This is a genomic window from Haloarcula rubra, assembly GCF_019599465.1.
In the GTDB taxonomy this organism is placed as follows: domain Archaea; phylum Halobacteriota; class Halobacteria; order Halobacteriales; family Haloarculaceae; genus Haloarcula; species Haloarcula rubra.
Genome location: NZ_RKLR01000005.1, coordinates 222,719 through 247,478 on the forward strand (window position 1 = coordinate 222,719; position 24,760 = coordinate 247,478).

Consider the following 24,760-nt stretch of genomic DNA (forward strand, 5'->3'; position numbering starts at 1 on the left):
CCTGGCTTGATTTAGTCGGCAGAGAACCCATGCCTCACGACACACTCCTGCTCATCGGTCGAGAGACTGCCCGCGCGACGACCGCGTTCGAGACGCACGCCCGGCGGCTCCGGGACCGTGCCCTCGTCGACGACGTTCGGTTGCTGACCTACGGCGAGGAGCCACGTCGGACGCTGACCGAGGCCGTCGCCGACCTCGACACGGACCGGGTCGTCGCCGTCCCACTGACGGTCGCACACGACCACGTCACGCTCCAGACGGTGCCGACGCTGTTGCGTGACGCCGACGCGACGGTCCGGTACTGCGAACCGGTCGGCCGGAACGCACTCGTGACCGCCGCCGTCGAGGCCCGGGCGGCCGCGGCCGCCCCGACCGACGCCGGGACGTCGGTGGCACTGGTCGCGGCGGGGTCGAGTAGACGACCCTACCAGCGACAGGTCACGGAGTACCACGCCGAACGGCTCCGCCGACGGTCGTCGTTCGGCGAGGTCGTCCCCTGCTACCTGCGGCAGAACCCGACGGTGGAGTGCGTCCGGTACAACCTCACCGGCGACCACGCCGTCGCGGTGCCGCTGTTTCTCACCGAGTGCCCCGCGACGACCGACCACGTCCCCGAGAAGCTCCAGCTCGACCGGGGCGGGCTGGCGTACGCGGCCCCGCTGGGCGACCACGAACACGTCACGGAGGCCATCGTCTCGACCGTCGAGACCGAACGCGCTCTCGACACGGGTCCGACGCCACAGACCTTCGAGGAGACGTTGACAGCGACGGCACGCGCGATGGCGACCGACGGCGAGGGTCGCTAGGCGCGCCGGACGACGAGCACGGAGAGGTCGGAGAAGGGCGTGTCGCCCGCACCGTCGCCGCCGGCGTGGTCGGCGAGCGCCGACAGGGTGGTCTCGGTGCTCGCCTCGTCGTCGTGTGTCAGTCGCTCGTAGACGATGGCCGTGAGGTCGGGGGCCGCGCCCGCGTCGAGGAGGTCGGCGGCGACGTCGCCGGGCATCACGTCGTAGGGACGGGGCAACACCAGCAGGTGGCGCTCGCCGACGTCGCGGCGGAGTCGCTCGCGGTCGGCCGAGAGGTCGCCGCTCTTGTGGAGCGTGACGAACGTCGCGTCCTCCATCGGCGTCCGCGCACGACTCGCCGCCATCTGGAGCGACGAGATACCGGGGACGACCCGGACCGGCGCGTCGACGGCGCGCTGGACCTTCCCGACGAACTGGTAGCCCGAGTGGTTCGGGTCGCCCATCAGGACGGCCGCCCCCCGCTCGCCCGCGGCAACGCGGTCGGCGAACGTCGCCAGCGTCGCGCCCTCGTCGCGGTAGCCACAGGTCAGCAGGTCGGCGTCGGTGCGGGCGGCGACGAACTCGACGACCGTCTCGAACCCGACGACCACGTCGGCCTCGCGGATGGCTCGCTCGCCCCGTGGCGTGAGGTATTCGAGGTTCCCCGGCCCGATGCCGACGGCGTGAACCGGGTCGGCGGCGTCGGGGTCCTCCGGGGCCGCGGCCGCGAACGTCGCCGGGTCGGGTCCCGAATCGAGGTCGTAGTCGTCAGCCATCGAGGTCGACCGCTCCCTCGCGAACGTCGCTCGCGACGTGCACCAACTCGTTCGTGAGTCCCGCGGCCAGTCCGGAGCCGCCGCGACGGCCGACGTTCGTGATGGCCGGGACGCCGTGGTCGGCCGCCACGTCTCGGAGCCGTTTCCGGCTCTCGGCGGCCTTCACGAACCCGACCGGCGTGGCGACGACGACGGCGGGCCGGGTCCCGTCCTCGATGCAGTCGGCCAGCGCGAGCGCCGCCGTCGGTGCGTTACCCACGACGGCAATAGAATCGTCGTACACGCCTTCTCTGTCGATTTCGAGGACCGAGGCGGCGGTCCGGGTCATCCCCGTCTCGGCCGCGAGGTCGGCCCCGTTGCCGATGGCCTTCCGGACCGGGCAGTCGTGGCCCCGGCCGGTGATACCGGCTTTGACCATCGTGATGTCGGTGACGATGGGCGCCTCGTCGAGGACCGCACGCGCGCCCGCCCGGACCGGTTCGGCGTCGTCGGTGCCGGTGAAGCGGACGAGGTGCTGGAACTCCGGATCGCCGGTCGCGTGGACGGCCTTCTGTCGCATCCGGTCGGCCAGCGTCTCGTCGAGGACCAGTTCGCGCACGCGGTCCATCGACGTCTCCGCGATGTCCATCGCGTTCTCGGTGGTCGCGCCGAGGTCGGCGTAGTCCTCGAACTCCGTCCCGTCCTCGGCGGCTTCGCCGCCTCCGTCTCGCGAATCCTCCGGATTCGCGCTCTCAGTCGTCATCACTGGTCACCTCCGTGGGGTCGCCGCCGGGACCACTCCCGGCACGCGCCTCCAGGTCACCGTCGACGTCGAGGTTGAGGTCACGCAACCGTTCCTCGGTCTCGGCGTCGGCGTCCCAGAGGCCGCGGTCGATGGCCTCCAGCAGGGTGTCGGTAATCGAGTCCAGCGCCCACGGGTTCACGTCCCGAAGCCACTCCTGTCGGTCCTCGTCGAAGGCGTACTGGTCAGCCACCTCCGCCCAGAGCGTGTCGCTGACGACGCCGGTGGTCGCGTCCCAGCCCAGCACCACGTCGACCGTCGTCGAGAGGTCGCCCGCGCCCTTGTAGCCGTGCTCCTCCATGGAGTCGAGCCACGACGGGTTGAGGACGCGGGCGCGCATCGCCTTGCGGACCTTCTCCTCGTTCGTGTAGACGTCGACGTCGTCGGGGTCCGACGAGTCGCCCACGTAGGAATCGGGTTCCTCGCCAGCGATTTCGGTCACGGCGGAGATGAACCCGCCGTGGAAGGCGTACCAGTCCGAGGAGTCGAACTCGTCCTGTTCGGCGGTGTCCTCTATCTTGACCGTCGCCTCGACGGAGGCGAGCCTGCGCTCGAAGGCGTCGTGGGCGTCGCTGACGCGGCCACGGGACCCCATCGCGTAACCACCCCACTGGACGTACACGTCGGCGAGGTCCGAGCGGTCCTCCCAGTTGCCCTCGTCGACGGCCTTGTTCGTCCCGGCACCGTAGCCGCCGGGTCGGGTCGTGAACACCCGGTGTTTCGCCGCGTCGCGGGCGTCCTCGGGGCCCATCCCGTCGGCCACGAGGTCCTCGGTCTCGTCCTCGACGTGTTTCTTGACGTAGTTCATCTCGTAGGGTTCGTCGAGGTCGACCACGGCCTCGACGGCGTCGTGGACGACGCTCGCGGCGGCGGGGAACGCGTCCCGGAACAGGCCCGAGACCCGCGTGGTCACGTCAATTCGCGGCCGGCCGAGTTCGTCCAGCGGAATCGGGTCGACGTCCTCGACGCGGCCAGCGTCGGACCACACCGGTTCGACGCCCATCAGGGCCAGCACCTGTGCGATTGTCTCGCCGCGGGTGCGGACCGTCGGGGTGCCCCAGACGACGACGCCTATCTCCTCCGGGTAGGCACCCTCGTCGGTTTCGTCTCGCGGTTCGTCGGACTCTCCGCTCGACTGGTCCGCGGCGCTTCGCGTCGCGCTGACGTGTCTCTCGAGGACCCCCTCGGCGACCTCGCTCCCGACGTCCCACGCGGATTTGGCCGGGACCTTCCGGGGGTCCAGCGTGTAGAAGTTCCGCGCCGTCGGGAGCAGGTCGACGCCGCCCCGCGTCGGTGCGCCGGAGCCACCCGGCGGGACGTACTCGCCTTCGAGGGCATCTGCGGTTCGGGGTATCTCGTCGGCCGCGCCGGCGACCCGCGGGGCGGCCTCCTCACAGATATAGGCCAGCACCTCGCGCAGGTCGTCGTGAGCGCCCGACCGGGCGCGTGCGTCCCCGAGCGGGTCGATATCCACGACGAGCAAGTTCATGTTGACCTCGCTGTCGCCGTCGTCGAGTTCGCTCTCGGGCACGTCGAAGCCGTGGTCGGCCAGCGTCCGAACGAGGTCCTTGCTCGTCTCGTGGACGTGGTCGGCGGCCTCGGCGTAGGTCATCCCCAGCGCCTCGTCGTACTCGCCGGGGGCGTTCCGGAGTTTGTCGTAGTCGACGCCGAGGACGCCGGCGACGCTCTCGCGGAGGGACGGAGCACCCGGATTCTCCAGTCGCGTGAGCGCGACGAGGTAGTCGACGAGGCGGTCGTCGGCGGGCGGTTCGCCCATCGTGTGCAGGCCCTTCCGAATCTGGGTCGTCTTGACGTCGGTGAGGTACTCGTGGACGCGTTCGACCAGTTCGTCGATAGAGAGGTCGTCGCCCGCGACGTCACCGTCGGCGAGCGTCGTGCCCCCTTCGTCTCGCGGGTCGCTGCGCTCCCCGCTCGACCGTTCCGAGGCGCTGCGCGCCTCGCGCTCGGGACCGCGCACGTCGGCTTTCTCCTCTATCTCGCCCTCGATACCGAGTTCGACAGCGAGGTCCAGTTCGTCGACCGTCTCGCGGAGCAGGTCCGCGAGGTGCTCGCCGTCGTCGGTGCGGGCGTCCTCCATGCCGGCCTCGCGGTAGCGGTCGGCCAGTTCTTCGAGGTCGGCGAGGTCGTCGTAGGTGCCGGCGTTGGCCATCACCGGCGTGAGGTAGTCGACGATGGCGGCGTAGGACCGGCGCTTGGCCTGGGTGCCCTCGCCGGGGTTGTTGACGATGTAGGGGTAGACGTTCGGGACGTCGTCGATTAGCTGGTCGGGCGCGCTCTCGCCGTCCAGCCCGACCGTCTTGCCGGGGAGCCACTCCAGACTGCCGTGGGTGCCCAGATGGACGACGGCGTCGGCCGCGTAGGCGTTGCGGAGCCAGCGGTAGAAGGCGACGTAGTCGTGGGGTGGCTGGAGGTCCGAGTCGTGGTACACCTTCGAGGGGTCCATCCCGAACCCGCGCGGGGGCTGGACGGTGACGAGGACGTTGCCGAACTCGACGCCGGGGACGGCGAAGGGCCGGTCGGGCGGGTCGCCCCACTCCTCGACGACGCTCTCGCAAAAGCCCGAGTCGAGGGCGTCGAACCACTCGGCGTACTGGTCGGGCGAGACGGTGTCGACGCTCATCTCGCGCACGTCCTCGGGCGCGACCCAGCGGTCGTCCAGCGTGAGTTGGGCGGTCAGGCGCTCGACGAGCGACTGGCCGGAGTCGGGCATCGTGTCACCGAGGTCGTAGCCGCGGTCCACGAGTTCCTCGAGGAGATTCACCGTACTCTCGGGCGAGTCGAGGCCGAACGCCGTCCCGATGCCGTCGTCGCTGGGCGGGTAGTTGTGGAGGACGACAGCCACATTTTTCTCGTCGTTGGGCGTGTGGCGCAGGTCGGCCCAGTTGACCGCGAGTCGGGCGACGTGGTCGACCCGGTCGTCGATGGGGAAGTGCTGTTTGGGGGCGCTCCCGATGTCGGCGGCGTCGTCGGTGCGCTCCTTGCCGGAGATGGGGTGGGTAATCACGTTGCCGTCGAACTCCGGCAGGGCCACGGAGAGGGCGAGTTCGAAGCCCATCACGCCGGTATCACTCGAATCGTACCGGGAGCGCGAGCGCATCGTCGTCACCGTCTGGAGGACGGGGACGCCGAGTCTGTCGAGGAACACGTCCTCGGCACCGTCGCCCTCCCCGTCGGCACTCCGCCCGCGTTCGTCCATCGACAGCGAGAACATGAACGACGAGCAGACGGCGTCCACGCGGGCGTTCCCGTCGGCGTCCAGCAACCACTCCTCTGTCACCTGCTCGGCGTTCCACTGGCCCTCGGCGTCGGTGGCGGGCTCACAGAAGATGGGGAGCGCGTTCGCTCCCTCGCGCTCGATGGCCCGCACCTGCGCGTCGACGTAGCGGGTGTTCTCGTGGGTCCAGTGAGACTCGTAGAACCAGACGGCGACGGTCGGTTTCGCGGGGTCGAAGGTGGCGTACAGGTCCTCGAACCCCGCGGCGGGGTGGTCCGGGTGGTAGACCCCCTCCGTCGGGAGGTGGACCGGGTCGTCGTAGGCGGGGTCGGCGTCGCCGTACTGCGCGAGGATGTAGCGCAGGCAGTTGGCGACGTTGCTCGCCCCGCCCCGCTCTAAGTACTCGTAGACCGTCTCACGGTGGTCGTCGGGGACGGACGTGTCCTCGAACGCGAAGGCGTCGCCGGTCGCCTTCACGACCAACGGGACGCCCGCCGCCCGCAGTCGCTCGACGGCGCGTTCGTAGCCTGGCATGCTGTCCTCGGCGCCGTGAAGCCAGAGGACGACGGCGTCGGCCGTCTCCAGTTCCGTGAGGAACGCCTCGACCGCGGGTTCGTCGTCTAAGTCGCTCTCCGAGCGCACCGTGAGGTCGGCGTCGACCTCCGAGGCGGCGCGCTGGACGGCCCCGAGTTCGTTCTCCGTCGCGGTGTAGAGTCCGATGTGTGGCATAAAGTTGTTAAACTCCCGTTTGCTCTAATACAAGTATGATTGTATTCGGTACGGGCAAAAAAGCTTCGCAGGGGCCGTCGTTCGAGGCCGTGGTCGGCCAACGGGACCTCAAGGACGGACTGCTGGCAGTCGCCGCCGACGATAGCCTCGACGGGTTGCTGATTCGCGGCGAGAAGGGCACCGCGAAGTCGACGACGGTGCGGGCGCTGGCGGACCTGCTGCCGAGCCAGCGGGTCGTCGCCGACTGCCTGTACGGCTGTCCGCCCGACGACGCCGACCGGCAGTGTGCGGACTGTCGGGAGCGTGCCGACCCGCCAGTCGAGGAGCGGTCGGTGCCGCTCGTGACCCTCCCGCTGGGCGCGACCCGGGACAGGGTGGTCGGGACGCTCTCGGTGGCCGACGCGCTGGCCGGCGAGTACGAGTTCGACGCTGGCCTGCTGGCGCGGGCCAACCGCGGCGTCCTCTACGTCGACGAGGTGAACCTGCTGGACGACCACCTCGTGGACGTCCTGCTGGACGCGGCCGCCAGCGGGGTCAACCGCGTCGAACGCGACGGCGTGACAGTGACTCACCCCGCCGAGTTCACGCTCGTCGGGACGATGAACCCCGAGGAAGGCGAGTTGCGTCCGCAACTCCGCGACCGCTTCGCCCTCCAGACCGAGGTCACGGCCTGCGAGGCCGTCGAGGACCGCGTGACTATCATCGACCGTGCGCTGGGCGACGACGACGGTTCGGAGCCACGAACCGAGGCCGACCGCTCCCCCCGCGAGCGCCTGTTGACGGCCCGTAACCTGCTCGCCGACGTCACCCTCGCCCGCGAGTTCCGCGAGCAGATAGCCGAACTCTGTCGGGACGCCCGACTCGACGGCCACCGCGGCGACATCGCGACGGCGCGGGCGGCACGGGCCTTCGCCGCGCTCGACGGACGGACCACGGTGCTGGAGTCCGACGTGGAGCGGGCCGCCGAGTTCGCGCTCCCGCACCGCCTGACCTCCGAGCCGTTCGAGGAACCGCCGGACGTCGACGACGTCCTCGACGACCACTTCGAGGACGAGGAGGGAGAGAGCGAGACGGACGAGGCAGAGAGCGACGGTGCGAGCGACGACGGGGAGTCCGACGCCGAGGCCGACGAGGGCGACGGGACGGACGAGTCGACCGGCGACTCGTCTACCGACGACGACGGTCACGGGGACGACGCCGGCGGCAGTCCGGACGAGAGCGACCGGGACGGGTCACCAGCGCCCGCCGAGGGCGACGGTGATGCCGACGGCGACGACGAACGAGAAGGCGACGACGAGGACACCGAAGAGGCGGCCCCGCCACTGCTCCCCGGGCAGTCTCGCGCGTCGGTCGGGGACAGCGACGCGCCGACGATGGACGCTCCCTCGGTCGACACCGACGGCGGCACGGCGAGTGGCCGAGCGAACGCGACCGGAACCGACCGCGGGGCGACGGTGCGGACGGAGCGCGCCGACTCCGAGCACGATGTGGACGCCGCGGCCTCTGTTCGGGCGGCGGCCAGACGCGGCGCGGACGGGGTCGAGTCCCGGGACCTCCGGCAATCGGTCCGCGCGGGCGACGCCGAGACGCTGGTCGTCTTCGCCGTCGACGCCAGCGCGTCGATGCGGCCGGCGATGCGGGCCGCGAAGGGGACGGTGATGGAGTTGCTGAAAGGCGCGTATCGGGCCCGCGACGCGGTGGCGTTCGTCACCTTCGCCGGCGAGGACGCCGACGTGGTGTTGCCGCCCACCGACAGCGTGACGCGGGCGGCCCGCCACCTCAAGGACCTGCCGACCGGCGACCGGACGCCGCTCCCGGCAGGTCTGCGGACCGCGAGCGAGGTGGTGGCCCGAGCGGACCCGGACGCCGCCGTCGTCGTCCTCGTGACCGACGGCCGGGCGAACGTCGCCGAGGGCAGCCCGGTCGGTGAGACCCGCGAGGCGGCGCGAACGCTCGACGCAGTCGCCGACCGGACGCTCGTCGTCGACGCGGGAGACGACGGGCGCGCGGGGGTGACCGACCTCGTCGCCGGCGAGACGGCCGCCGACGTGGTCCCGCTGTCGGCACTCAGCGCCGAGTTCGTCGACGCCGCCGCCGACCGGTGAGGTGAGGCGGAAGTTTTACAACCTTACTTGTTCTGTTAGCAAGTAGAATTTCAATGCAGGCAACCGACGACAGCGTCTCCAACCGCATCGAACGCGCCAGAGCCAGTCTCACCGGCACACAGGTCGCCGTGGCGCTCGCGCTAGTGGCCGCGCTCGGCTTCACGCTCCTGTTCGTGCAGGACCCGATGCTCCACGACTCGCTGCACAACTTCCGCCACAGCGCCGGCATCACCTGTCACTGATGGCGACCGACCACCTCGAACGCGGCGCGCTGGCCGGCGTCGCCGGCGGCCTCGTGTACGGCCTGTTCGTCGCGACGGTCGGCAACAGTTTCACCGCCGGTCTGGAGACGTTCGAACACGGCCACGGCGGGAGCGGCCCGGTCGTCTCGGGGCTGACGACGACGATCACGAGCGTCGGCGGCGGCGTTTTCTGGGGACTGCTGTTCGGCGTCGCCGTCTTCGGTATCGGGTACTACTTCCTCGAACCGGCGCTGCCCGGCACCGGAGCGACGAGACGGCTGGCGCTCGCCGGCGCGGGCTTTCTCACCGTCTCCGGCGCGCCGTGGCTCGTCCTGCCGCCACAGCCTCCGGGCGTCGAGCAGGCTCTGTCGACGGAGACGCGACTGGCGTGGTACGGCGGCCTGATGCTCGCCGGGGCGCTGGTCGCCGTGGCCTGTGGGGTCGCGTACCGGAGAGCGTCCTCCCGCTCCCGGCCCGTCACCGTCGCGGCGACGCTCGCACCGCTCGCGTTGCTGGCAATCCCCGTCGTCCTCTCCCCAGCGAATCCCGTCCACGGCGACGTGCCGGCGGCGCTGGTCGCGGCCTACCGCTGGACGGTCGTGTTCGGGCAGTCGGTGCTGTGGGGGACGCTCGCGGCTGCTCACACGTGGCTGGGTGAGTCGGCGACGACCAGCGTCGACACCGACTACCCCGCGACGGCGGACTGAATCAGTTCTCGGCGGCCAGGTCGGCCCCGCATTCGGGGCACTCCTCAACGTCGTCCGGGACCGACTCTCCACAGGCCGGACACTCCGGGGTCCGGTGGTCCTCGGCCGCCTCGCTGGCCGTCTGTTTGAACTTCTCGACCTCTCGACCCGCCTTCTCGAAGAAGCCCACGCTAGGCACCTCCGGTCGCGTCGTCGTCGGTCGTCGGACTGTCCATATCTCGGCAACGGACGGTAGCGGCAAAAGGTTCGGGTCGGTCGGTGCGAGCGTCACTCGATGGAAAACCGGTGCAGTCGATACGCACCGCGTTCGCGGCCCTCGTCGTGGTAGACGACGGGTTCCTCGACGGCGACGACAGTCCCGTCGTCGACGGCCGTCGCGGTGACGACGCCCGCCGTGTCGTGGGTCGCCACTCGACCGGCGAGCGTGTCGTAGACGCGGACTGCGTGGGCGTCGGGGTCGCGGTCCCGGAAGTGCTGGGCACCCGGCACGGCGACCAGCGAGTCGTCGCTCCCCAGACCGCTCGCGAACCCGCCGACTGGGCCGGTCCACCGCTCTGTTCCTTCGAGGGAAACACCGACCGCGGTGTGTTCGCGGGGGTGCCTCGCGTCCGTCTCGCGCCCCTCCTCTGGATAGGTGTTGCCCGTCACGAACACCGCACCGTCGTGGGTCGCGTGAACGTGGTTCGGATAGGCGTACACCGTCTCGCCGTCCACGTCCCGCGGCGTCGCCAGCGGGACGCGCCAGCGTTCGGCACCGCCCGCTTCGAGGCGGTAGCCACAGTAGTCGCCGTGGCTCGTGACGACGGCGCCCGAATCGAGGAGCGTCACGTCGCCGACCCGGCGCTGGCCCTCGGTACCGGGGTCCCACATCCAGCGTGGCGTCCCGTCGCCGGCGTCGAGGACGGCGAGGCCGTGCTGGTGGTCGCCGGGACAGCGGTTGTACGCCACCGCGAGACGCCCCTCGCGGACCGACAGGGCGATGGGGGAGGCGTCGGTCCGGTAGGTCCAGTCGATATCGCCGTCGGGTGCGAACGTGTAGACGACGCTCTCGAAGGTGCGCTCGCCGTCCGACCCCCGTTCGTAGCGGCGCGCGGCCGCGTACAGTCGGTCGCCGTCGCTCGCGAGGCTGGCGACGAACGGCAGGAGAAAGCGCGTCTCGTTCTGTGGCGTGCCCACGTCCGCGCGCGTCTCGTAGCGCCAGCGGACGCGTCCGTCTGCGTCGTGACAGCGTATCTCGCCGCGGGCGCTGCGCTCGCCGACGACCCAGCCACGTCCGAACCGTTCCGCCGCGACGACGCTCCGCTCGCCGTCGCTCTCGTGGTGCCACCGGACCGTCGGGCGCGTCTTCGAGACGTCGACCGCACGCAGGTCGCCGTCTGCGGTGCCGACGAGTGCGGTGCCGTCCGCGACGGCGACAGCGGAGCGGCGGCCCTGTTGGCGAGAGCGTGCCGGCGCCACCGCTCCCAGCGAGACGGTCGGCGCGTGTTCACTCATCGACGGGGAACGCCTCGTGGAGGACGTCGTGGGCCTCGCCCAGCCCCACGAGGACGTCCTCGCCCTGCGTCGTCAGCCGTTTGACCGCTCGTTCGGCGTCGCGCACCGCGACGAGGCGGCCCCGGAGGTAGTCGTACTCGGGGTCGTCGCTGTCCGTACGTGCGATTTCCTCCTCTAAATCGACGAGCGCCGCGTCGAGGTGGCGCTCGACGTCGGCCAGCGTGTCGGCGTCGGCGAGCGCCTCGATGGGGCCGCTCATGTGGCCCTCCAGTTCTTGTTCCGCGTGCTGGCGCGCGTGGTCGTCTTCGGTACCGAGAACGTTCATGAGGCCCAGTCTGAGGGCCTCGATTTCGTAGCAGCTCATAGTGTATCAGAGCGTCTGGTCGACTAACTCGCTCACGATTCGGTCGCGGTCCAGATGCGACGAGACGATACCGTCGGCGTCGTCCTCGCCCACGCCGCCGTACCAGACGCCGTCCGGGTAGACGGCGACCATCGGCCCCTCGCCACAGCGACCCAGACAGGACGACCGGGTGATGCGGGCGTCGCACTGGTCGCTGTCGCGGGCGGCCTGCCGGAGGCGTTCGAGGACGGCGGGCGCGCCGTCCTGCGCGCAGGTCTGGTTCGTACAGACCGCGACGTGTTTCTCCGGGGGGTCGTGGACGTGCGGGTCGTCGTCGACGTCCTCACGGTCGGCGTGTTCGGCCTGATGGGTCAGCGCCCGGAGCATGGCACGGGCGCCGCCTTGGTCGGCCTCGTATCCGTCGAGTTCCACCTTGTACTTGCAGGTGTCACAGGACATCTCGACGCTCCCCGTCCGCGCTTCCTGCCAGCGGTCGCCGAGCACGTCGAGCAGGCGCGGGTCGGTGCCGAGGGGTTCGCCGTAGGCGACGTCGACGTAGGGGTACTCCTCGTCGAACTCGTCGGCCCCGTCCTTGATGCGCCCGGTCAGCACGCCGTCGCCGAGCATGTACGGCAGGACGACGACGGCGTCGGGCCGGGTCTTCGCGAGGTCGTGGAGCGTCTCGTCCAACAGCGGTTCGGTGACGCCGACGAACGACGCCTCGACCCGCGAGAACGCTCGCCCCTCGTACAGCAGGCGAGCGAGTTTGTGGACGTCGGCGTTGGCGTCGGGGTCCGACGACCCGCGGGCACACAGCACCACGGCCACGTCGTCGGCCTCGCGGTCGACGCCCAACTCGGCTTCGACGGCGGCCGCCCGGTCGTCCAGTAGGTCGAGGATGGCCGGGTGGACGCCCAGATGCGCGCCGTTGTCGATGGTCAGGTTCGGATGGGCCTCGCGGGCCTGCTGGACCGCCAGCGGCACGTCGTTCTTGACGTGGCTGGCGGCAAAGAGGGAGAGGTGGACGACGGTCACCTGCGACACCGTCGAGGCCAGCCCCGCGATGGCCTCGTCGATGGCCGGCTCGGCCAGTTCGAGGAAGGCGGCGTCGACCGGGATGCCCAGTCGGCCTTCGAGGGCGGCCGCGAGTTCACGCACCTGTTCGTTGGACTTCTCGCGCCGGGAGCCGTGGCCGGCCAGCAGGACCGCTTCGTCGTCGAGGCCGTCGGGGGAAGTGGTCGCTTCGCTCATCGGACTCTCTCGACGCTCTTTCGGAGCTTCCGCCGTCGACTCGGCGCGAACAGCCCCGTGTTTTCGCTCCCTTCGTAGAGCCAGTCGGCCAGTGCGGGGACGGCGTCGTCGTCGACGCCGAACCAGTAGCCCGACGAGGCGTCGGCGAGGCCGTCGTACGGCGCGTCGACGGGGGCGCTGTCGAGGAGCGACTGGACGGTCCGGAGGAGACGCTCGTCTTCGTGGACGAACGAGACGCCCACCGCCGCGTCGTCAGACTTGAAACACACCGTGCCACACCCCTCCAGCAGCCCTCGGAGGAGTTGTCGGCCGTGGGCGGCGAGCGTGTCGAAGCGGTAGCCGCCGGCCGCCCCGTCGAACGGGAGACCCAGCGCGGCGCTGGCCCGGTCGGCGAGGCCACCGAGGACCTGCACCGTGTACTCGTCCTCGGTCCGGGTTATCGACGTGTCGTGGGCGTACGCGCGCTCGACGATGCGGTGGTCGGCCCGTTCGGCGCCAGCGATAGCGGCGAGTCGTCGGGCCGCCGTCTCGTCGCTCGTCCTGACGGTGACACAGTCGTCCTCACACTCCCCGTCTGCGGCGACCCGGCCCCAGAAGTACGCCGTCTCCGGGTGGGCCGCCAGCAGGTCGCTCGGCGCGCCGGTCTCGATGCTCACGGTTCCACCTCCTCGGTCGCGGCGGCCGTCTCGGTCTCTCCGTCGGCGTCCGTGACGGCGATGGCGTCAAGCGGACAGGCGGCGGCCGCCTGCTCGGCCGACTCGCGCCGGTCGTCGTCGAACGTCGCGGTGACGGCTTCCGCGTCGTCGACTTCGAGACTGGCAAGTCCCTCGCCGTCCTCCACGAACCGGTCGTCGCGCACGAGACAGGCGAACACGCCGTCGCAGGCCTCGCGGTCGATAGTGATTCGGTACATGCTCAGTAGTCGTACTTCGTCTCGTAGCCCCGCGGCGTGACCATCCGCTCGTCCCAGACGTAGGTGTCCTCGTTGCCGACCAGCAGCGTGGTCGTCATGTCAACGAGGTCCGTCTCGCCCAGTTCGGGGAGGTCCCCCAGGTCGACGATCTCGACCCGTTCGTCCTCGCGGCCGGCGGCGTGGACGACGCCGACCGGCGTCTCGGGGTCGCGGTGTTCCAGCAGAATCTCGCAGCACTTCTGGTAGTTCTCGCGGCGCTTGCGACTCCACGGGTTGTAGATGGCGATGGTGAACCCCTCCTTGGCGGCGGCGTGGAGCCGTGACTCGATGGTCGGCATGTCCGTGAGGTGGTCCGACAGCGAGATGGAGACGGTGTCGTTGACCAGCGGCGCGCCGACGCGGGCGGCACACGACTGGGCCGCCGGGACGCCCGGCACGACGTCGAAGTCCAGCATCGACGCCGTCGCGCCCTTCGACTCGACGATTTCGAGCGCGAGACCGGCGAGCGCGTAGACGTTCGGGTCGCCACTGCCGATGATGGCGACGTCGTTGCCGGCGAGCGCCCGGTCGATTGCCTCCTCGGTTCGGGAGACTTCGCCACACATCGGCGTGTCGTAGATGTCGTCGGCGCTCTCAGTGATGTCGTCGGGGAGCAGGTCGACGTAAGTCGTGTAGCCGACGATGTGCTCGGCGTCGGACAGGGCGGCCTTCGCGCGGGCGGTCATCCCCTCCGGTTGGCCGGGGCCGAGGCCGACCGCCACGAGGCGGCCGGGGTCGGCGTCGAAGTCGTCGACGGTGGCGCCGACCTCCTCCTCGTCGGCGTCGTCGGTGGACGCCCCGCACCCGCTACTGCTCGACGACGAGGACGACGCGCCACACTTCGACGTGGTGTCCTCTGTGGCCTCGGTCTGTCGGTCGGTCGTCGATGCTCCGCAGGTCGTGGTGTCGGTGTCGTCAGTACTCATGGCTCAGAAGTCCTCCACGTCACGCCCGCCGCGCGGGGTGACGAGAAACTCGCGGTAGTCGTTCTCCCAGACTTCGGTCTCGTGGGTGCCGACGAGGATGGACGACCCCATCCCGCCGACCTTCTCGTCGTGGTCGGGCAACGCGCCCAGCGTCGTGATGGTCTGTGTCTCGCCGTCGACGTTGCGGCCGGCCTCGCCGCGGCCGGCGTCGTTGACGATGGCGGCGGGGACGTCGTCGGCCCGTTCCTCCCGCAGGACCGAGACGGCCCGTTCGTAGTCGCGCCAGCAGTTGTACAGGACGACGACGAATCCCGAAATAGCGGCCGCCCGGAGTTTCTCCTCGATCTCGTCCCAGCCGCGCCACTTGTCCGACAGCGAGACGGTACAGAAGTCGTTCGAGAGGGGCGCGCCGAGGTTGGCCGCCCCGCCCAGCGCCGCCGTCACGCCGGGGACGATTTCGATGGGGACGTCGCCGGCGTCCTCGGCCTCGGCCATCGTGAAGAGGAGGTCCGACTTCCCGTAGACGTTCGGGTCGCCGCCGGAGACGTGGGCGACGTCCTCGCCGTCGCGAACGCGCTCGAAGGCCTCACGGGCCAGTTCGACCTGCCGCCCCATCGAGGACCGGACCAGCGTCTGGCGGGTGCCGTCGGGGCGTTCGAGGACGGTCCCCTCCTCGTCGACGCCGGTGTCGGCACTGGCCTCGACTTCGGCGCTCTCCGGCGGGAGCGTCCCGTCTCGCCGGAGGAACTCCTGATACAGGTTCGACGCGACGACGCAGTCGGCGGTGCGGACGACCTGCTTCGCTCGCTGGGTCATGTCGTGGGGCAGGCCGGGGCCGATGCCGACGACCGAGAGCGTGCCGTACGCCGACCGTCGGGCGTCGGTCGTGGTCGCGGCCGACGCCTCGTCGGCCTCGCTCATTCGCCTATCGCCACCGTTACCGCCTCGTCGTAGCGCGTCTTCTCGGCCAGCAGGTCGTGGTCGCGGCCGCCGGCGATGGCCGACGCCTCGGCGATGCCCGGCCAGCCGATGAGTTCCTTCGACCGCGAGGGCGTCGGCCCCTCGAACTCCTCCAGCGTCTCCTTCTCGAAGGCGACGACGCCGAGGTCCCACGCCTCGGCGGCGGCGAGCATCCCCTCCTCGTCGGCCTTGCGGGTGCCGGTGGCGACGAAGTCGACGTCACTTCGGTCGCGGCCGGCCTCGTCGAGGGCGCGGTCCCACGCGGCGTGGAACTGCTCGACGTCGGCCCCGGCGACGCTCCCGGTCCCGAGGACGACGCCGTCCTCGCCGTTGCGCTTCAGGACGGTCACGTCGTCGTCGACCAGCACCGCTCGCGGGCCGTCGAGTCGCTCGACGGGGCCGAGTTCGTCGTCCAGCACCGCGAGGTTCGTCGCCACCGTCGAGTCGCCGTTGACAACGTGGGAATCGAGGGCCTTCGCCTGCTTCTCGACGCCCTGCTTGCCCGCCGCCTCGCTGGCGGTGGTCATCGCCGGCACCGCACCCATGGAGGCGAGGTCGTCGGCGACCTGATTCGCGCCGTGGTGGCCGCCGGTGATGGGGATGGCCCACGTCAGTTCCTCGTCGACGACGCAGATGGCGGGGTCGTCCCACTTGTCGTCCAGCAGGTGGGCGGTCTTGCGCATCGCGATACCGCTGGCCATCAGGCCGACGAAGCAGTCGTACCCGCCCCAGTGCTCCTCGAAGACGTCGCCGTGGTACGCCAGAATCTCGATGGAGTCGTAGCGGTCGCCGATGCCATCGGCGATTTGCTGGGCGGTGTCCATCTTCCGCTCGAAGGCGACGATGGCGATGTCTTCGGCCACCTCGCCGTCCGAGTCGGGCGCTTTGCAACTGTTCGAACTGCTGTCTGTGTCGTTGTCCGTGCTCATGAGAACCTCTCGGCCGGTGACGCAACCGCACGTGGCTGCCGGCCGGTCAGCCACGCGGGTGGGACTGAAAGGGGGCTTTCTGGCTGTACGCGGTAGCGGTGGACCATCCTAATCGTCGGCCTCCCCCGTCGAATCGGAACGGTTCGCCCAGTCGCCGTAGAGGAACGACCGCTCGTAGTCCTCGCCGCCGACGGCGTCGCCGATAACGACCATCGCGGAGGCGCGGTAGCCCGCCGCCTCCAGTTTCTCGCCGATGGTGGCGATAGTACCCTCCACGACGTCCTCGTCGGGCCACGAGGCGTGGTACACCGCCGCGACGGGCGTCTCGGGGTCGTGACCGTCCGCCAACAGTCGGTCCATCGTCTCGCTGACGGCGTGCGTTCCCAGATAGATACACGTCGTCACGTCGCCCATGCCGACGAACTCCGAGATGTGGTCCTCGTCTTCGCTCAGGGTCTTCCCCTGCGGGCGGGTGAAGGCGACGTGGTTGGCCACCTCGTTGAGCGTCAACTGCGTCCTGAGGGTGGCACTCGCGGCGAAGGCGCTCGTGACGCCGGGGACGATGTAGGTCGGGACGCCCTCGTGTTCCAGCGCGTCCATCTGCTCCAGCGCGGCGCCGTAGATGGCAGGGTCGCCGCTGTGGAGGCGGACGGCCGTCTCGCCGGCCTCGTAGGCGTCCCGCATCAGCGGAATCAGCTCCTCTAAGTCCTTGCCGATGGAGGTCACCGTCTCGGCGTCGGCGCAGTACTCGTCTAAGAGTTCGCTGTTGACGAGCGACCCCGCGTGGACCACGAGGTCGGCGTCGGCGAGCAGTTCGCGCCCGGCGACGGTCAGCAGGCGCGGGTCGCCCGGCCCGGCACCGACGAAGGGAATCCCCTCCTGTTCGTCGCCGGCGCTGTGGTCGTACACCCGGTCGTCGCGGTTGCCGGCGACCGAGTCGATGGCCTCCTGCGGGTCCGTCTCTCCGGCGTCGCTCATCGGTCCACCTCGTCACCACAGAGGGCGCTTTCGGACCGTTCCTGTCGCACCAGCGGGTCGGACGCGTAGTCGCCGCCGTCCGAGACCAGACCGCTCTCGTCGCTCGCTTCGAGGAACGCGTCGGTCGCCTGTTCGACGCGGGCGTCCGGTCGTTCGGCGTAGGCCAGCGTGTAGTAGTCTCGCTCGTCGAGTTCGGACGGGTCGTCGGTGACGAGCGTCTCTCCCTGTTCCATGAACAGGCGGCGGCCGTAGGTCACGTCGTAGCCCGCCTCGACGAGGCCAGCGTGGGTCGCCGGCGCGTCGGTCACCTTGAACAGCACCATGCGGTCGGGGCCGGTCGGCGACTGGCCCGCGTCGGCCTCTCTGAGTGCGAGACTGGCCCCGGCGGTCACCTCGACGCCCAGTGCCGTCGCGAACGCGGTGACGGCGCTGACACCCGGCACGACTTCGAGGTCGACCTCGGGGTGGAACGCCGCGAGCGTTCGGCGGAGGTGGCCGAAGGTCGAGTAGACGTTCGGGTCCCCCAGCGTGACGAACGCCGCGTCGCCCTCGCGGGCGGTCGTCGCTATCTCGGCGGCCGCCTCCTTCCACGCCGCCCGGAGTTTCTCCTCGTCGCGGGTCATCGGGAAGTCGAGGTCACCGATGCGCGCCTCGGGGACGTGTTCGGTCGCCACCGACCGGGAGAGTCGGCCGGGCGAGTAGACCACGTCGGCGTCTTCGAGGGCGCGCTTCCCGCGGACGGTGACGAGGTCGGCCTGTCCGGGGCCGAGGCCGACGCCGTAGAGCGTCATCGGTCGCCCTCCGCCGGGTCGGGTGACCCGCCGTCGGCGGCGACGGCGTCGCTCGCGCTCCCGACGAGCATGTAGACGGGGTTCTGCGAGTCGAAACTCGTCGCGCCGGCGAGTTCGTAGCCGTGGCTCACCTGAAACTGGACGACCTCCTCCAGCAGGTCGCGGTCGCGGAACGCCTCGGTCGCCGCGCCGGCGACTTCCAGTCGCGAGACGTTCATCACGACGCGGTCGACGCCCGTCTCGACGGCGTGGTCGAGGACGGCCTCGTAGTTGCGCGACCCGCCCAGAAAGAGCGCGTCGGCGTCCTCGGGCAGGCCGTCGGGGGCCTCTGCCTCGCGCAACTCGACGGCGGCACTGGTGTCGTTGGTCGCGAGGTTCTTCCGGGTCACGTCGAGACGGTCGGGCTTCCGTTCGAGCGCGGTGACCCGGCCGGCGCGACGCGCCGCCTCGACGGTCACCGCACCGGTACAGGACCCGACTTCGGCGAAGTGGTCGTCCGCTGTGAGCGCGAGTTTGCTGGCGAGGACGGCCCGGACCTCCGATTTGGTCGGGCCGGCCTTCGCGTCGTGGGGAAGCGAGACGCGGGACATCACGCTATACAACTGCAGTAGCGCCTAAAACAATTTTGGTTGTATTAGTGCAAACCGAGGGTGATTACTCGTTCAGGTACCGCCGGCCGTGACGGTACAGCACCGCGAGGGTCAGACCCCACAGCAGGTGACTGCCGAGCGTCGTTGCGGCGACGTTCGGCAGCGGCGCGGGGATGCCGACGAGTCGGAGCCACAGGGGCATGACGAGCCCCGCCGCGACCAGCCACAGGGCCACCGCCCACCCGAACGCCGTCCCGTAGTATCGGAGTCGGTCGTCGACCGACGACGGGACGAGTTGGACGAGTCCCGCGTACGTCAGCCCGAAGACGACGCTGTGGAACTCGTGGGTTATCCAGCCCACCGTGGGGTCCGTCGTCCCGTACAGCGCGCCGATGATGGGGACGGCGCCGCCGAGATACTGCATCAGCAGTCCCATGACCGCCCCCGCCAGTAGCGACGCGCCGACGACGAGTCCGAGACCACGCCGTGAGAGGCCGTAGGAACTCCCGGCGTCGGCCCCGGCACCGCCGTCCGTGTCGGCCCGGCGCACCGTCAGCGTGACAGTCGTCCCCGTGTCGTCGACAGAGGCGTCGACGCGCCCGCCGTAACTGCCCGCGAGCAGGCGCACGAGGTTCAGTCCGAACCCCGTCGAGCGCTCCGCGTACACCGCGACCTCGCCGCTCTCGACGAGTGCCTGCTGGTCGGCGGGCAGTCCCGGCCCCTCGTCGGCGACGGCGATGGCGACGCCGGCCTCGTCGGCCGTCACTCGGACCTCCACGGCCGGTGCCTCGGCGTCGTCGTAGACCACGGCGTTCTCGACGAGGTGGGCGACGGCGTCCTCCAGTAGTGGGTTCGCCCAGACGGTGACCCCGTCGGCCGCCGACGTGTCGACGGTGATACTCGCCGCGGGATAGCGGTCCCGGACCGCCTCGACGGCACTCGTCACGCAGTCGGTCACGGGAATCGCGTCCAGCGCGCCGAGCGTGTCGCCGTCGCGGGTGATGTGTTTCACGTTCTCGACGGTGGTCGCCACGTCGTCGGTCCGGCGCTCGATGGCGGCCGCGGAGTCGGTGTCGTGGGTCCGCTGTAACACCTCGGCGCGGCCGCGGATGACGGTCACGGCGTTGAGCACCTCGTCGCGGAGGAGTCGCGTCACCATCTCCAGCCGCCCGGTCTGGCGTTCGAGTTGGCGGCGCTGGCGGGCCGCGTGCCCCGCGTAGACACCCGTGAGCGCACCGCCGGCGCTGCCGCCGATGAGGAAGTTCGCGAGGTAGGTCTGTGAGCGGACCGGGTCCATCGCGAGGTTCGTGCCGTTGGCGACGAGCGTCAACACCACGAGGACGAACATCGCACCGGTGCCGGCGACACACCACGTGGCTACCGTGCGGACGAACGACCGCTCGAAGTCGCCCACCACGAGCGAGACGCCGAACACCGAGAGCCCGAGCCCCAGCGCTAGGGGGACGAGACCGCCGACGAAGAACCGGAGTGGGTCGTCGTACGCCGCGAGCGTGACGGTGAACCGCGTCAGGAAGAAGCCGAGGCCGGCGACGACCAGCCCGCTCGGAGCGAACCGCCGGGAGAGAGACGAGACATCCATAGTGAGCGTCGACGGTCGGTCACCGACCGACTCGGTTACACGTAGGTAGTTGTATGACTATTGATAAGTGTTGCCCAAAACTGTGCGCCGGTGGTCAGAACTCGTCGGTGCCGGGTGCGGGCACGCCGCCGTCGTCGCTCTCCGGCGCGTCGAGGTCGAACTCCTCGCGCAGGTCGCGGATGCGGTCACGGATGTCCGCGGCGAGTTCGAACTCCAGATTGTTCGCTGCCTCCTGCATGCGTTCTTCGAGTTGGTCGACGCGGCGGGCGGCCTCGTCCTCGTCTGCCGGCCCGTCGCCGGAGACGTCGCTGGTGTCGGTCTTGCTCCCGGGGAGGTTCGTCTCGCCGACCGCCTTCTCGATGGTCGTCGGTTCGTAGCCGTGTTCCTCGTTGTACTGTTGCTGGATGCGACGGCGTCGCTGGGTCTCCTCTATGGCCGACTGCATGGCGTCGCTGCGCTCGTCGGCGTACAGGACGACTTCCCCGTTGACGTTTCGCGCGGCCCGCCCCATCGTCTGGACCAGCGTGGTCTCCGAACGGAGGAAGCCTTCCTGGTCGGCATCCAGAATCGCCACGAGCGAGACTTCGGGGATGTCCAGTCCTTCACGCAGGAGGTTGATGCCGACGAGAACGTCGATCTCGCCCAGTCGGAGCGAGCGGATGAGTTCGTGGCGTTCGAGTGTATCGGTCTCGTCGTGCATGTAGGCCACGTCGACGCCGGCCTCTTCGAGGAACTCCGTGAGGTCCTCGGCCATCCGTTTGGTGAGGGTGGTGACGAGGACGCGTTCGTCCCGTTCGATACGGTCGTCGATGCGGTCCATCAGGTCGTCGACCTGTCCGGTGGCGTCGGCCACCTCGACGGCGGGGTCGACGAGGTGCGTGGGTCGGACGATCTGCTCGACGACCTGCTGGCTCTCCTCGCGTTCGTAGTCGCCCGGCGTCGCGGAGACGTACAGCGTCTGGTCGGTCTTCGCCTCGAACTCCTCGAACGTGAGCGGGCGGTTGTCGAACGCGGTGGGGAGGCGGAACCCGTTCTCGACCAGACTCTCCTTGCGGGACTTGTCGCCGGCGAACTGGCCGCGAATCTGCGGGAGCGTCTGGTGGGACTCGTCGATGACCGTGAGGAAGTCCTCGGGGAAGTAGTCGAGCAGGGTGTAGGGGGCCTCGCCGCTCTCACGGTCCGAGAGGTGGACCGAGTAGTTCTCGATGCCCGAACAGTAGCCCGTCTCCTGCATCATCTCTAAGTCGAACGTGGTCCGCTCCTCGATTCGCTGGGCGGCGACGGCGTCACCCTTGCGGTCGAAGTAGCGGATGCGCTGTTCGAGCAGTTCCTCTATCTCCTCGATGGCGCGTTCGAGGCGTTGCTCGGGAATCGAGTAGTGTTCCGCGGGGTGGATGAGCGCGGCCGGTTCCTCGCGGACCACTTCCCCCTTCAAGGGGTCGACCTTCAGCATCCGGTCTATCTCGTCGCCCCAGAACTCCACGCGCAGCGCGTAGCGGCCGTACATCGGGTAGATTTCGAGCGTGTCCCCGCGCACGCGGAAGGTGCCCTGCGTGAAGTCGACGTCGTTGCGCTCGTAGTTCAGGTCGACCAGACGGCCCAGCAACTCGTCGCGCTCTATCTCCTGGCCGACCTCCAGCGAGAGGGACATGTCGATGTAGTTGCGCGGGTCACCGAGGCCGTAGATGGCCGAGACGCTCGCGACGACGATGACGTCGTCTCGCGTGAGCAGCGACCGAGTTGCGGAGTGGCGCAGGCGGTCTATCTCGTCGTTGATGGAGGCGTCCTTGTCGATGAACGTGTCCGTCTGCTCGACGTAGGCCTCGGGTTGGTAGTAGTCGTAGTAGGAGACGAAGTACTCGACGGCGTTGTCCGGGAACAGGTTCCGGAACTCCTCGTACAGCTGGGCGGCGAGGGTCTTGTTGTGGGCGATGACGAGCGTCGGTTGCTGTATCTCCTCGACGACCCACGAGACGGTGTTGGTCTTCCCCGACCCGGTCACGCCGAGCAGGGTCTGCTTGTCCATCCCCTGCCGGTAGCCCTCGGCCAGTTGCTCGATGGCCTCGGGTTGGTCGCCGGCGGGGTCGAACGGGGCGTCGACGCGGAACTCGCTGTCGGCGTCGGGGCGGTCTATCGAGAGGGGGCCTCCGGCGTCGCTCATTGTGTGGGGGTAGGGTTGGAGAGACTTGAGGCTAGCGAGGAGCCGAGCAGCGCGAGGCTCCTCGATGCGGAACGGCGAACGGAGTGAGCCGTGGAGCGGTAGCGAGGGGCGCGAACGGAGTTCGCGGCCCTCGAAGCGACGCGGTGAGCACTGCGAACCGCGGAGCAAGAGCGAGGGACCTCGCTTCACTCAGTCCCTCGAAGCGAACGGGGAGCGGAGCGACCCGTGAGCAGTAGCGAGGGCGTCGGGCGCAGAATTCGGGAAGCCGGAGACGACGAGCGACCCGCAGACTGTCTCAACAGACCGGCTTCGGGTTGACGCCGAGGTCTTCGAGCGTCTCGAAGTAGTCGTCGTAGGCCGCCGCGACCACGTCGACGGCGGCGCCTTCGGCGGTCTCCCAGTCGGCGTCGTCGGCACACGTCTCCTCCAGCAGATCGGCGGCGTCCTCGCGCAGGGCCTCGACCTCGTTGCCGGCGCTGCGGAACGTACTCGCCGTCTGCGGGTCGGCCTGTCCGGTGAAGAAACCGGTGAGTTGGCCCTTCGTCTTCTGGTCGACGAGCGTCCAGCCGACGAGGCCGCCCAGTCGCTCGACGGTGCCGGTCAGGTCGTCGAGTATGTCGTGCATCGCGAACTCGCGGTCGGCCGGGTCGGCGTCCACGTCGTCCAGTCGGTCGGCGGCGTCTTCGGCGGCGTCGGCGAACAGGTCGCCGGCCGCGCCGTCGCCCTCGTCGGCCCACGCCGAGAACGTGTCGTGGGCGGCCTGCTCACGGGCGGCGGCGGCCGCGCGCACGTTCTCGGGGTCCATCTCGCCGCGGGTGTCGGCGTACAGCGTCTTCGAGGAGCCGAGTCGGGAGAGTTCTGTCTGCTGGTCGTCGCGGACGGCTTCGATGAGGTCGTCGGCGGTCATAGGGGCGACTCCGCCCGGCGCAGGCTTGAAACCGTCGGACCTACCCGTGCCACGCGCCGCGGCGCGTCCGGTAGCTGGCATCGGTGAGACGGTCGGGCAGGCGGTCGTCGCCGAGGACGCCGAGCAGTTGCCGGGCGACGTGCCAACTGGCCGCCTCGCTGTCGAGGTCGACGAGCAGAATCTCCGCTCGCGTGTACGTCTCGATGGCGCCGTCGCGGTCCGGGTCCGTGCCCTCGACGAGCAGACATGAGCCGGCGTCGCTCCGGCAGTCACTCGACGCGACGGGAGTCACGACGACGTCGGCCGCGTCGGGGTCGGCGACGAGTTCGGCGGAGACGTTCGACGGGACGGTGCCGTCGGCTCCCTCGCTCACGTACGCCAGCGCGTAGGCCACTTCCTCGCGGTAGGCCGTCCGTTCCTCGACCGAGAGACTCTCGTTCCGAACCGCCACGGTCAGCGTCGTGTCGTTCCACGGGACGGGACGCTCGCTGGCGTTCGGTCGCGGGAGGGTCGCCAGCGTGCTCCGGTGGCGCATCACCGCTCTCGGCGGGTCGCCGTGGCGCAGGCCCAGCAGGTGGCCCACCTCGTGTTCGACGACCAGTCGCGTCGACTCGTCGGCGAAGCCGCGTTTTATCGACACCTCGGCCGGCCGGTCGACCCGCGTGGAGGCGTCGAGTCGCGGCGCACACCCCGCGGAGTAGTCGGACCCACCGCAGTCGGTGACCGTCTCGACGAAGGTTATCTCGACGTCCGGCGGACCGTCGGCGGGCGTCTCGCCCGGTTCGAGGACGCGGAAGGCCACGTCGAACCCGGCGTACTCGGGGGCGTTGGCCTCCCAGTAGGCCAGTCCGTCCGCAGCGAGCGCTCGCTCGCGGTCGGTGCCGTCGACGACGACGGTCACCGTCTCGTTGGCGAGCGGGTGGCCTCGCTCGACGAGTTCCGACGTCGAGTCCAGCGCCTCGGAGGCGGCACTACACCCGGCGAGGCCGCCGAGCAAGAGACACAGCACCAGCGCGATCAGTCGTCGGTCCATCGTCCCGGAGTCGGGCCTCTCGGCAGTAGTCAGTTGTGGCCAGAGTACGGCTGCGGGGAGTAAGCCCCCTTCTGTTCGGGCCGGCATTCGGCTCAGCGGCCGCGTCCAGCGCTCGCGCGCGGTACCGGACTACCTGTCGACGCGGCCTTGCACCGGTGAGGATTCGCCGTTCCATCGGTCCGTCGTAGGCGAGGGGCACCGGATGGTGGCCCTCGATAGCCCTCGGTGGGTTAGCTCTCCCTCGCTTCCGAGGGGCGAGACGGTGTCACCGCCTCGCCACCCGTCGCTCGGGATTCGCACACCTCATCGGTCCCACGACGACGTGTCGTTGCTGTTCCATAGCCGACGGTCTCCCGCCCCGGGCTTGCGCCCGGTCACCTGTCCGGCGGGTGGGGGGACTTTCCTCATGCCTCTCGGCACGGGGGCCGGCCTCCCGCTGCCAGTCGTGCGTAGACGATTGCCGCCGATAAGACTTACCACCCGCC

Annotated in this window: 24 protein-coding genes and 1 other RNA gene; 5 read left to right on the plus strand and 20 right to left on the minus strand. The window is 69.9% G+C overall.

The genetic code is table 11. From position 1 onward, the window contains the following. Positions 1-29 precede the first annotated feature (29 nt). Positions 30-806 carry a CbiX/SirB N-terminal domain-containing protein gene (locus tag EGH21_RS14465; protein ID WP_220619196.1) on the plus strand — a complete coding sequence of 259 codons (777 nt, stop codon included), beginning with the start codon at positions 30-32 and terminating at the stop codon, positions 804-806. Here EGH21_RS14465 and EGH21_RS14470 read toward each other — a convergent pair. The 3 genes from EGH21_RS14470 to EGH21_RS14480 are packed head-to-tail and all read right to left on the minus strand — an operon-like array spanning position 803 to position 6,306. Further along, positions 803-1,561: a cobalt-precorrin-7 (C(5))-methyltransferase gene (locus EGH21_RS14470; protein WP_220619197.1), complete on the minus strand. Its 759-nt coding sequence runs from the start codon at positions 1,559-1,561 to the stop codon at positions 803-805. The two genes, EGH21_RS14465 and EGH21_RS14470, sit on opposite strands and share 4 nt — an antisense overlap. Then, positions 1,554-2,303 (minus strand): precorrin-8X methylmutase, encoded by a 750-nt coding sequence (locus tag EGH21_RS14475; RefSeq protein WP_220619198.1) that lies wholly within the window; start codon positions 2,301-2,303, stop codon positions 1,554-1,556. The genes EGH21_RS14470 and EGH21_RS14475 overlap by 8 nt, the downstream gene beginning before the upstream one ends. Beyond that, entirely contained in the window at positions 2,293-6,306 is a 4,014-nt protein-coding gene (locus EGH21_RS14480) for a cobaltochelatase subunit CobN (protein ID WP_220619199.1), read from the minus strand. The genes EGH21_RS14475 and EGH21_RS14480 overlap by 11 nt, the downstream gene beginning before the upstream one ends. Before the next feature lie 35 nt (positions 6,307-6,341). Between EGH21_RS14480 and EGH21_RS14485 the strand changes: the two genes are divergently transcribed. From EGH21_RS14485 to EGH21_RS14495, 3 genes are read left to right on the plus strand one after another with little or no spacing between them, the layout of a single operon-like run. Further along, the gene (locus EGH21_RS14485) at positions 6,342-8,411 is read left to right on the plus strand and encodes a VWA domain-containing protein (RefSeq protein WP_220619200.1); all 2,070 of its coding nucleotides are present in this window, start codon (positions 6,342-6,344) and stop codon (positions 8,409-8,411) included. Between the two features lie 53 nt (positions 8,412-8,464). Beyond that, positions 8,465-8,653: a CbtB domain-containing protein gene (locus tag EGH21_RS14490; RefSeq protein WP_220619201.1), complete on the plus strand. Its 189-nt coding sequence runs from the start codon at positions 8,465-8,467 to the stop codon at positions 8,651-8,653. Next, a complete protein-coding gene (locus tag EGH21_RS14495; RefSeq protein ID WP_220619202.1) occupies positions 8,653-9,360 on the plus strand; it encodes a CbtA family protein in 708 nt (235 codons plus the stop codon). The genes EGH21_RS14490 and EGH21_RS14495 overlap by 1 nt, the downstream gene beginning before the upstream one ends. Position 9,361: 1 nt before the next feature. On the opposite strand, the gene EGH21_RS14500 is transcribed toward EGH21_RS14495, so the two are convergent. The 14 genes from EGH21_RS14500 to uvrB all read right to left on the minus strand — a co-directional run bounded on the left by EGH21_RS14500 (position 9,362) and on the right by uvrB (position 22,335). Next, complete coding sequence (locus tag EGH21_RS14500; protein ID WP_328765651.1) at positions 9,362-9,538, minus strand: zinc-ribbon domain-containing protein; 177 nt, start codon at positions 9,536-9,538, stop codon at positions 9,362-9,364. 89 nt (positions 9,539-9,627) lie between these two features. After that, on the minus strand, positions 9,628-10,854 hold the full coding sequence (locus EGH21_RS14505) for an outer membrane protein assembly factor BamB family protein (protein ID WP_220619203.1): 1,227 nt from the start codon (positions 10,852-10,854) through the stop codon (positions 9,628-9,630). Further along, positions 10,847-11,218 (minus strand): DUF3209 family protein, encoded by a 372-nt coding sequence (locus tag EGH21_RS14510; RefSeq protein WP_220619204.1) that lies wholly within the window; start codon positions 11,216-11,218, stop codon positions 10,847-10,849. Before EGH21_RS14510 ends, EGH21_RS14505 begins: the two co-directional genes overlap by 8 nt. A 6-nt stretch (positions 11,219-11,224) precedes the next feature. Next, positions 11,225-12,448 carry a CbiX/SirB N-terminal domain-containing protein gene (locus EGH21_RS14515; RefSeq protein ID WP_220619205.1) on the minus strand — a complete coding sequence of 408 codons (1,224 nt, stop codon included), beginning with the start codon at positions 12,446-12,448 and terminating at the stop codon, positions 11,225-11,227. Beyond that, complete coding sequence (locus EGH21_RS14520) at positions 12,445-13,104, minus strand: cobalamin biosynthesis protein (protein WP_220619206.1); 660 nt, start codon at positions 13,102-13,104, stop codon at positions 12,445-12,447. Before EGH21_RS14520 ends, EGH21_RS14515 begins: the two co-directional genes overlap by 4 nt. After that, entirely contained in the window at positions 13,101-13,361 is a 261-nt protein-coding gene (locus EGH21_RS14525) for a ferredoxin (RefSeq protein WP_220619207.1), read from the minus strand. The genes EGH21_RS14520 and EGH21_RS14525 overlap by 4 nt, the downstream gene beginning before the upstream one ends. Before the next feature lie 2 nt (positions 13,362-13,363). Continuing rightward, on the minus strand, positions 13,364-14,326 hold the full coding sequence (gene cobJ / locus EGH21_RS14530) for a precorrin-3B C(17)-methyltransferase (protein WP_220619208.1): 963 nt from the start codon (positions 14,324-14,326) through the stop codon (positions 13,364-13,366). A 3-nt stretch (positions 14,327-14,329) separates the two neighbouring features. Continuing rightward, on the minus strand, positions 14,330-15,247 hold the full coding sequence (locus EGH21_RS14535; protein ID WP_220619209.1) for a precorrin-3B C(17)-methyltransferase: 918 nt from the start codon (positions 15,245-15,247) through the stop codon (positions 14,330-14,332). Further along, entirely contained in the window at positions 15,244-16,215 is a 972-nt protein-coding gene (cbiG, locus tag EGH21_RS14540; protein ID WP_220619210.1) for a cobalt-precorrin 5A hydrolase, read from the minus strand. Before cbiG ends, EGH21_RS14535 begins: the two co-directional genes overlap by 4 nt. Before the next feature lie 108 nt (positions 16,216-16,323). Then, the gene (locus EGH21_RS14545) at positions 16,324-17,193 is read right to left on the minus strand and encodes a cobalt-precorrin-4/precorrin-4 C(11)-methyltransferase (RefSeq protein ID WP_220619211.1); all 870 of its coding nucleotides are present in this window, start codon (positions 17,191-17,193) and stop codon (positions 16,324-16,326) included. Beyond that, positions 17,190-17,984, minus strand: coding sequence for a cobalt-factor II C(20)-methyltransferase (locus tag EGH21_RS14550; RefSeq protein ID WP_220619212.1), 795 nt, complete (start codon positions 17,982-17,984; stop codon positions 17,190-17,192). The genes EGH21_RS14545 and EGH21_RS14550 overlap by 4 nt, the downstream gene beginning before the upstream one ends. Then, complete coding sequence (gene cbiT / locus EGH21_RS14555; RefSeq protein ID WP_220619213.1) at positions 17,981-18,574, minus strand: precorrin-6Y C5,15-methyltransferase (decarboxylating) subunit CbiT; 594 nt, start codon at positions 18,572-18,574, stop codon at positions 17,981-17,983. Before cbiT ends, EGH21_RS14550 begins: the two co-directional genes overlap by 4 nt. A 64-nt stretch (positions 18,575-18,638) precedes the next feature. Next, the gene (locus tag EGH21_RS14560; RefSeq protein ID WP_220619214.1) at positions 18,639-20,174 is read right to left on the minus strand and encodes an ATP-binding protein; all 1,536 of its coding nucleotides are present in this window, start codon (positions 20,172-20,174) and stop codon (positions 18,639-18,641) included. 94 nt (positions 20,175-20,268) lie between these two features. Then, positions 20,269-22,335 (minus strand): excinuclease ABC subunit UvrB, encoded by a 2,067-nt coding sequence (gene uvrB / locus EGH21_RS14565; RefSeq protein WP_220619215.1) that lies wholly within the window; start codon positions 22,333-22,335, stop codon positions 20,269-20,271. A gap of 64 nt (positions 22,336-22,399) precedes the next feature. On the opposite strand from uvrB, the gene EGH21_RS14570 reads away from it, so the two are divergent. Beyond that, a complete protein-coding gene (locus tag EGH21_RS14570; RefSeq protein ID WP_220619216.1) occupies positions 22,400-22,564 on the plus strand; it encodes a hypothetical protein in 165 nt (54 codons plus the stop codon). Positions 22,565-22,630: 66 nt separating this feature from the next. On the opposite strand, the gene EGH21_RS14575 is transcribed toward EGH21_RS14570, so the two are convergent. The 3 genes from EGH21_RS14575 to rnpB all read right to left on the minus strand — a co-directional run bounded on the left by EGH21_RS14575 (position 22,631) and on the right by rnpB (position 24,716). Beyond that, on the minus strand, positions 22,631-23,242 hold the full coding sequence (locus EGH21_RS14575; protein WP_220619217.1) for a rubrerythrin family protein: 612 nt from the start codon (positions 23,240-23,242) through the stop codon (positions 22,631-22,633). A 40-nt stretch (positions 23,243-23,282) separates the two neighbouring features. Then, the gene (locus EGH21_RS14580) at positions 23,283-24,275 is read right to left on the minus strand and encodes a zinc metalloprotease (RefSeq protein WP_220619218.1); all 993 of its coding nucleotides are present in this window, start codon (positions 24,273-24,275) and stop codon (positions 23,283-23,285) included. 48 nt (positions 24,276-24,323) lie between these two features. Beyond that, positions 24,324-24,716: RNase P RNA component (gene rnpB / locus EGH21_RS14585), an RNA gene on the minus strand. Positions 24,717-24,760: the final 44 nt, after the last annotated feature.

What these genes read in the sequence shown, in the direction of transcription:
- EGH21_RS14465 (WP_220619196.1), top strand. Translation starts at nt 30, where the DNA reads ATGCCTCACGACACACTCCTGCTCATCGGTCGAGAGACTGCCCGCGCG.
- EGH21_RS14470 (WP_220619197.1), bottom strand. Translation starts at nt 1,561, where the DNA reads ATGGCTGACGACTACGACCTCGATTCGGGACCCGACCCGGCGACGTTC.
- EGH21_RS14475 (WP_220619198.1), bottom strand. Translation starts at nt 2,303, where the DNA reads ATGACGACTGAGAGCGCGAATCCGGAGGATTCGCGAGACGGAGGCGGC.
- EGH21_RS14480 (WP_220619199.1), bottom strand. Translation starts at nt 6,306, where the DNA reads ATGCCACACATCGGACTCTACACCGCGACGGAGAACGAACTCGGGGCC.
- EGH21_RS14485 (WP_220619200.1), top strand. Translation starts at nt 6,342, where the DNA reads ATGATTGTATTCGGTACGGGCAAAAAAGCTTCGCAGGGGCCGTCGTTC.
- EGH21_RS14490 (WP_220619201.1), top strand. Translation starts at nt 8,465, where the DNA reads ATGCAGGCAACCGACGACAGCGTCTCCAACCGCATCGAACGCGCCAGA.
- EGH21_RS14495 (WP_220619202.1), top strand. Translation starts at nt 8,653, where the DNA reads ATGGCGACCGACCACCTCGAACGCGGCGCGCTGGCCGGCGTCGCCGGC.
- EGH21_RS14505 (WP_220619203.1), bottom strand. Translation starts at nt 10,854, where the DNA reads ATGAGTGAACACGCGCCGACCGTCTCGCTGGGAGCGGTGGCGCCGGCA.
- EGH21_RS14510 (WP_220619204.1), bottom strand. Translation starts at nt 11,218, where the DNA reads ATGAGCTGCTACGAAATCGAGGCCCTCAGACTGGGCCTCATGAACGTT.
- EGH21_RS14515 (WP_220619205.1), bottom strand. Translation starts at nt 12,448, where the DNA reads ATGAGCGAAGCGACCACTTCCCCCGACGGCCTCGACGACGAAGCGGTC.
- EGH21_RS14525 (WP_220619207.1), bottom strand. Translation starts at nt 13,361, where the DNA reads ATGTACCGAATCACTATCGACCGCGAGGCCTGCGACGGCGTGTTCGCC.
- cobJ (WP_220619208.1), bottom strand. Translation starts at nt 14,326, where the DNA reads ATGAGTACTGACGACACCGACACCACGACCTGCGGAGCATCGACGACC.
- EGH21_RS14535 (WP_220619209.1), bottom strand. Translation starts at nt 15,247, where the DNA reads ATGAGCGAGGCCGACGAGGCGTCGGCCGCGACCACGACCGACGCCCGA.
- cbiG (WP_220619210.1), bottom strand. Translation starts at nt 16,215, where the DNA reads ATGAGCACGGACAACGACACAGACAGCAGTTCGAACAGTTGCAAAGCG.
- EGH21_RS14545 (WP_220619211.1), bottom strand. Translation starts at nt 17,193, where the DNA reads ATGAGCGACGCCGGAGAGACGGACCCGCAGGAGGCCATCGACTCGGTC.
- EGH21_RS14550 (WP_220619212.1), bottom strand. Translation starts at nt 17,984, where the DNA reads ATGACGCTCTACGGCGTCGGCCTCGGCCCCGGACAGGCCGACCTCGTC.
- cbiT (WP_220619213.1), bottom strand. Translation starts at nt 18,574, where the DNA reads ATGTCCCGCGTCTCGCTTCCCCACGACGCGAAGGCCGGCCCGACCAAA.
- EGH21_RS14560 (WP_220619214.1), bottom strand. Translation starts at nt 20,174, where the DNA reads ATGGATGTCTCGTCTCTCTCCCGGCGGTTCGCTCCGAGCGGGCTGGTC.
- uvrB (WP_220619215.1), bottom strand. Translation starts at nt 22,335, where the DNA reads ATGAGCGACGCCGGAGGCCCCCTCTCGATAGACCGCCCCGACGCCGAC.
- EGH21_RS14570 (WP_220619216.1), top strand. Translation starts at nt 22,400, where the DNA reads ATGCGGAACGGCGAACGGAGTGAGCCGTGGAGCGGTAGCGAGGGGCGC.
- EGH21_RS14575 (WP_220619217.1), bottom strand. Translation starts at nt 23,242, where the DNA reads ATGACCGCCGACGACCTCATCGAAGCCGTCCGCGACGACCAGCAGACA.
- EGH21_RS14580 (WP_220619218.1), bottom strand. Translation starts at nt 24,275, where the DNA reads ATGGACCGACGACTGATCGCGCTGGTGCTGTGTCTCTTGCTCGGCGGC.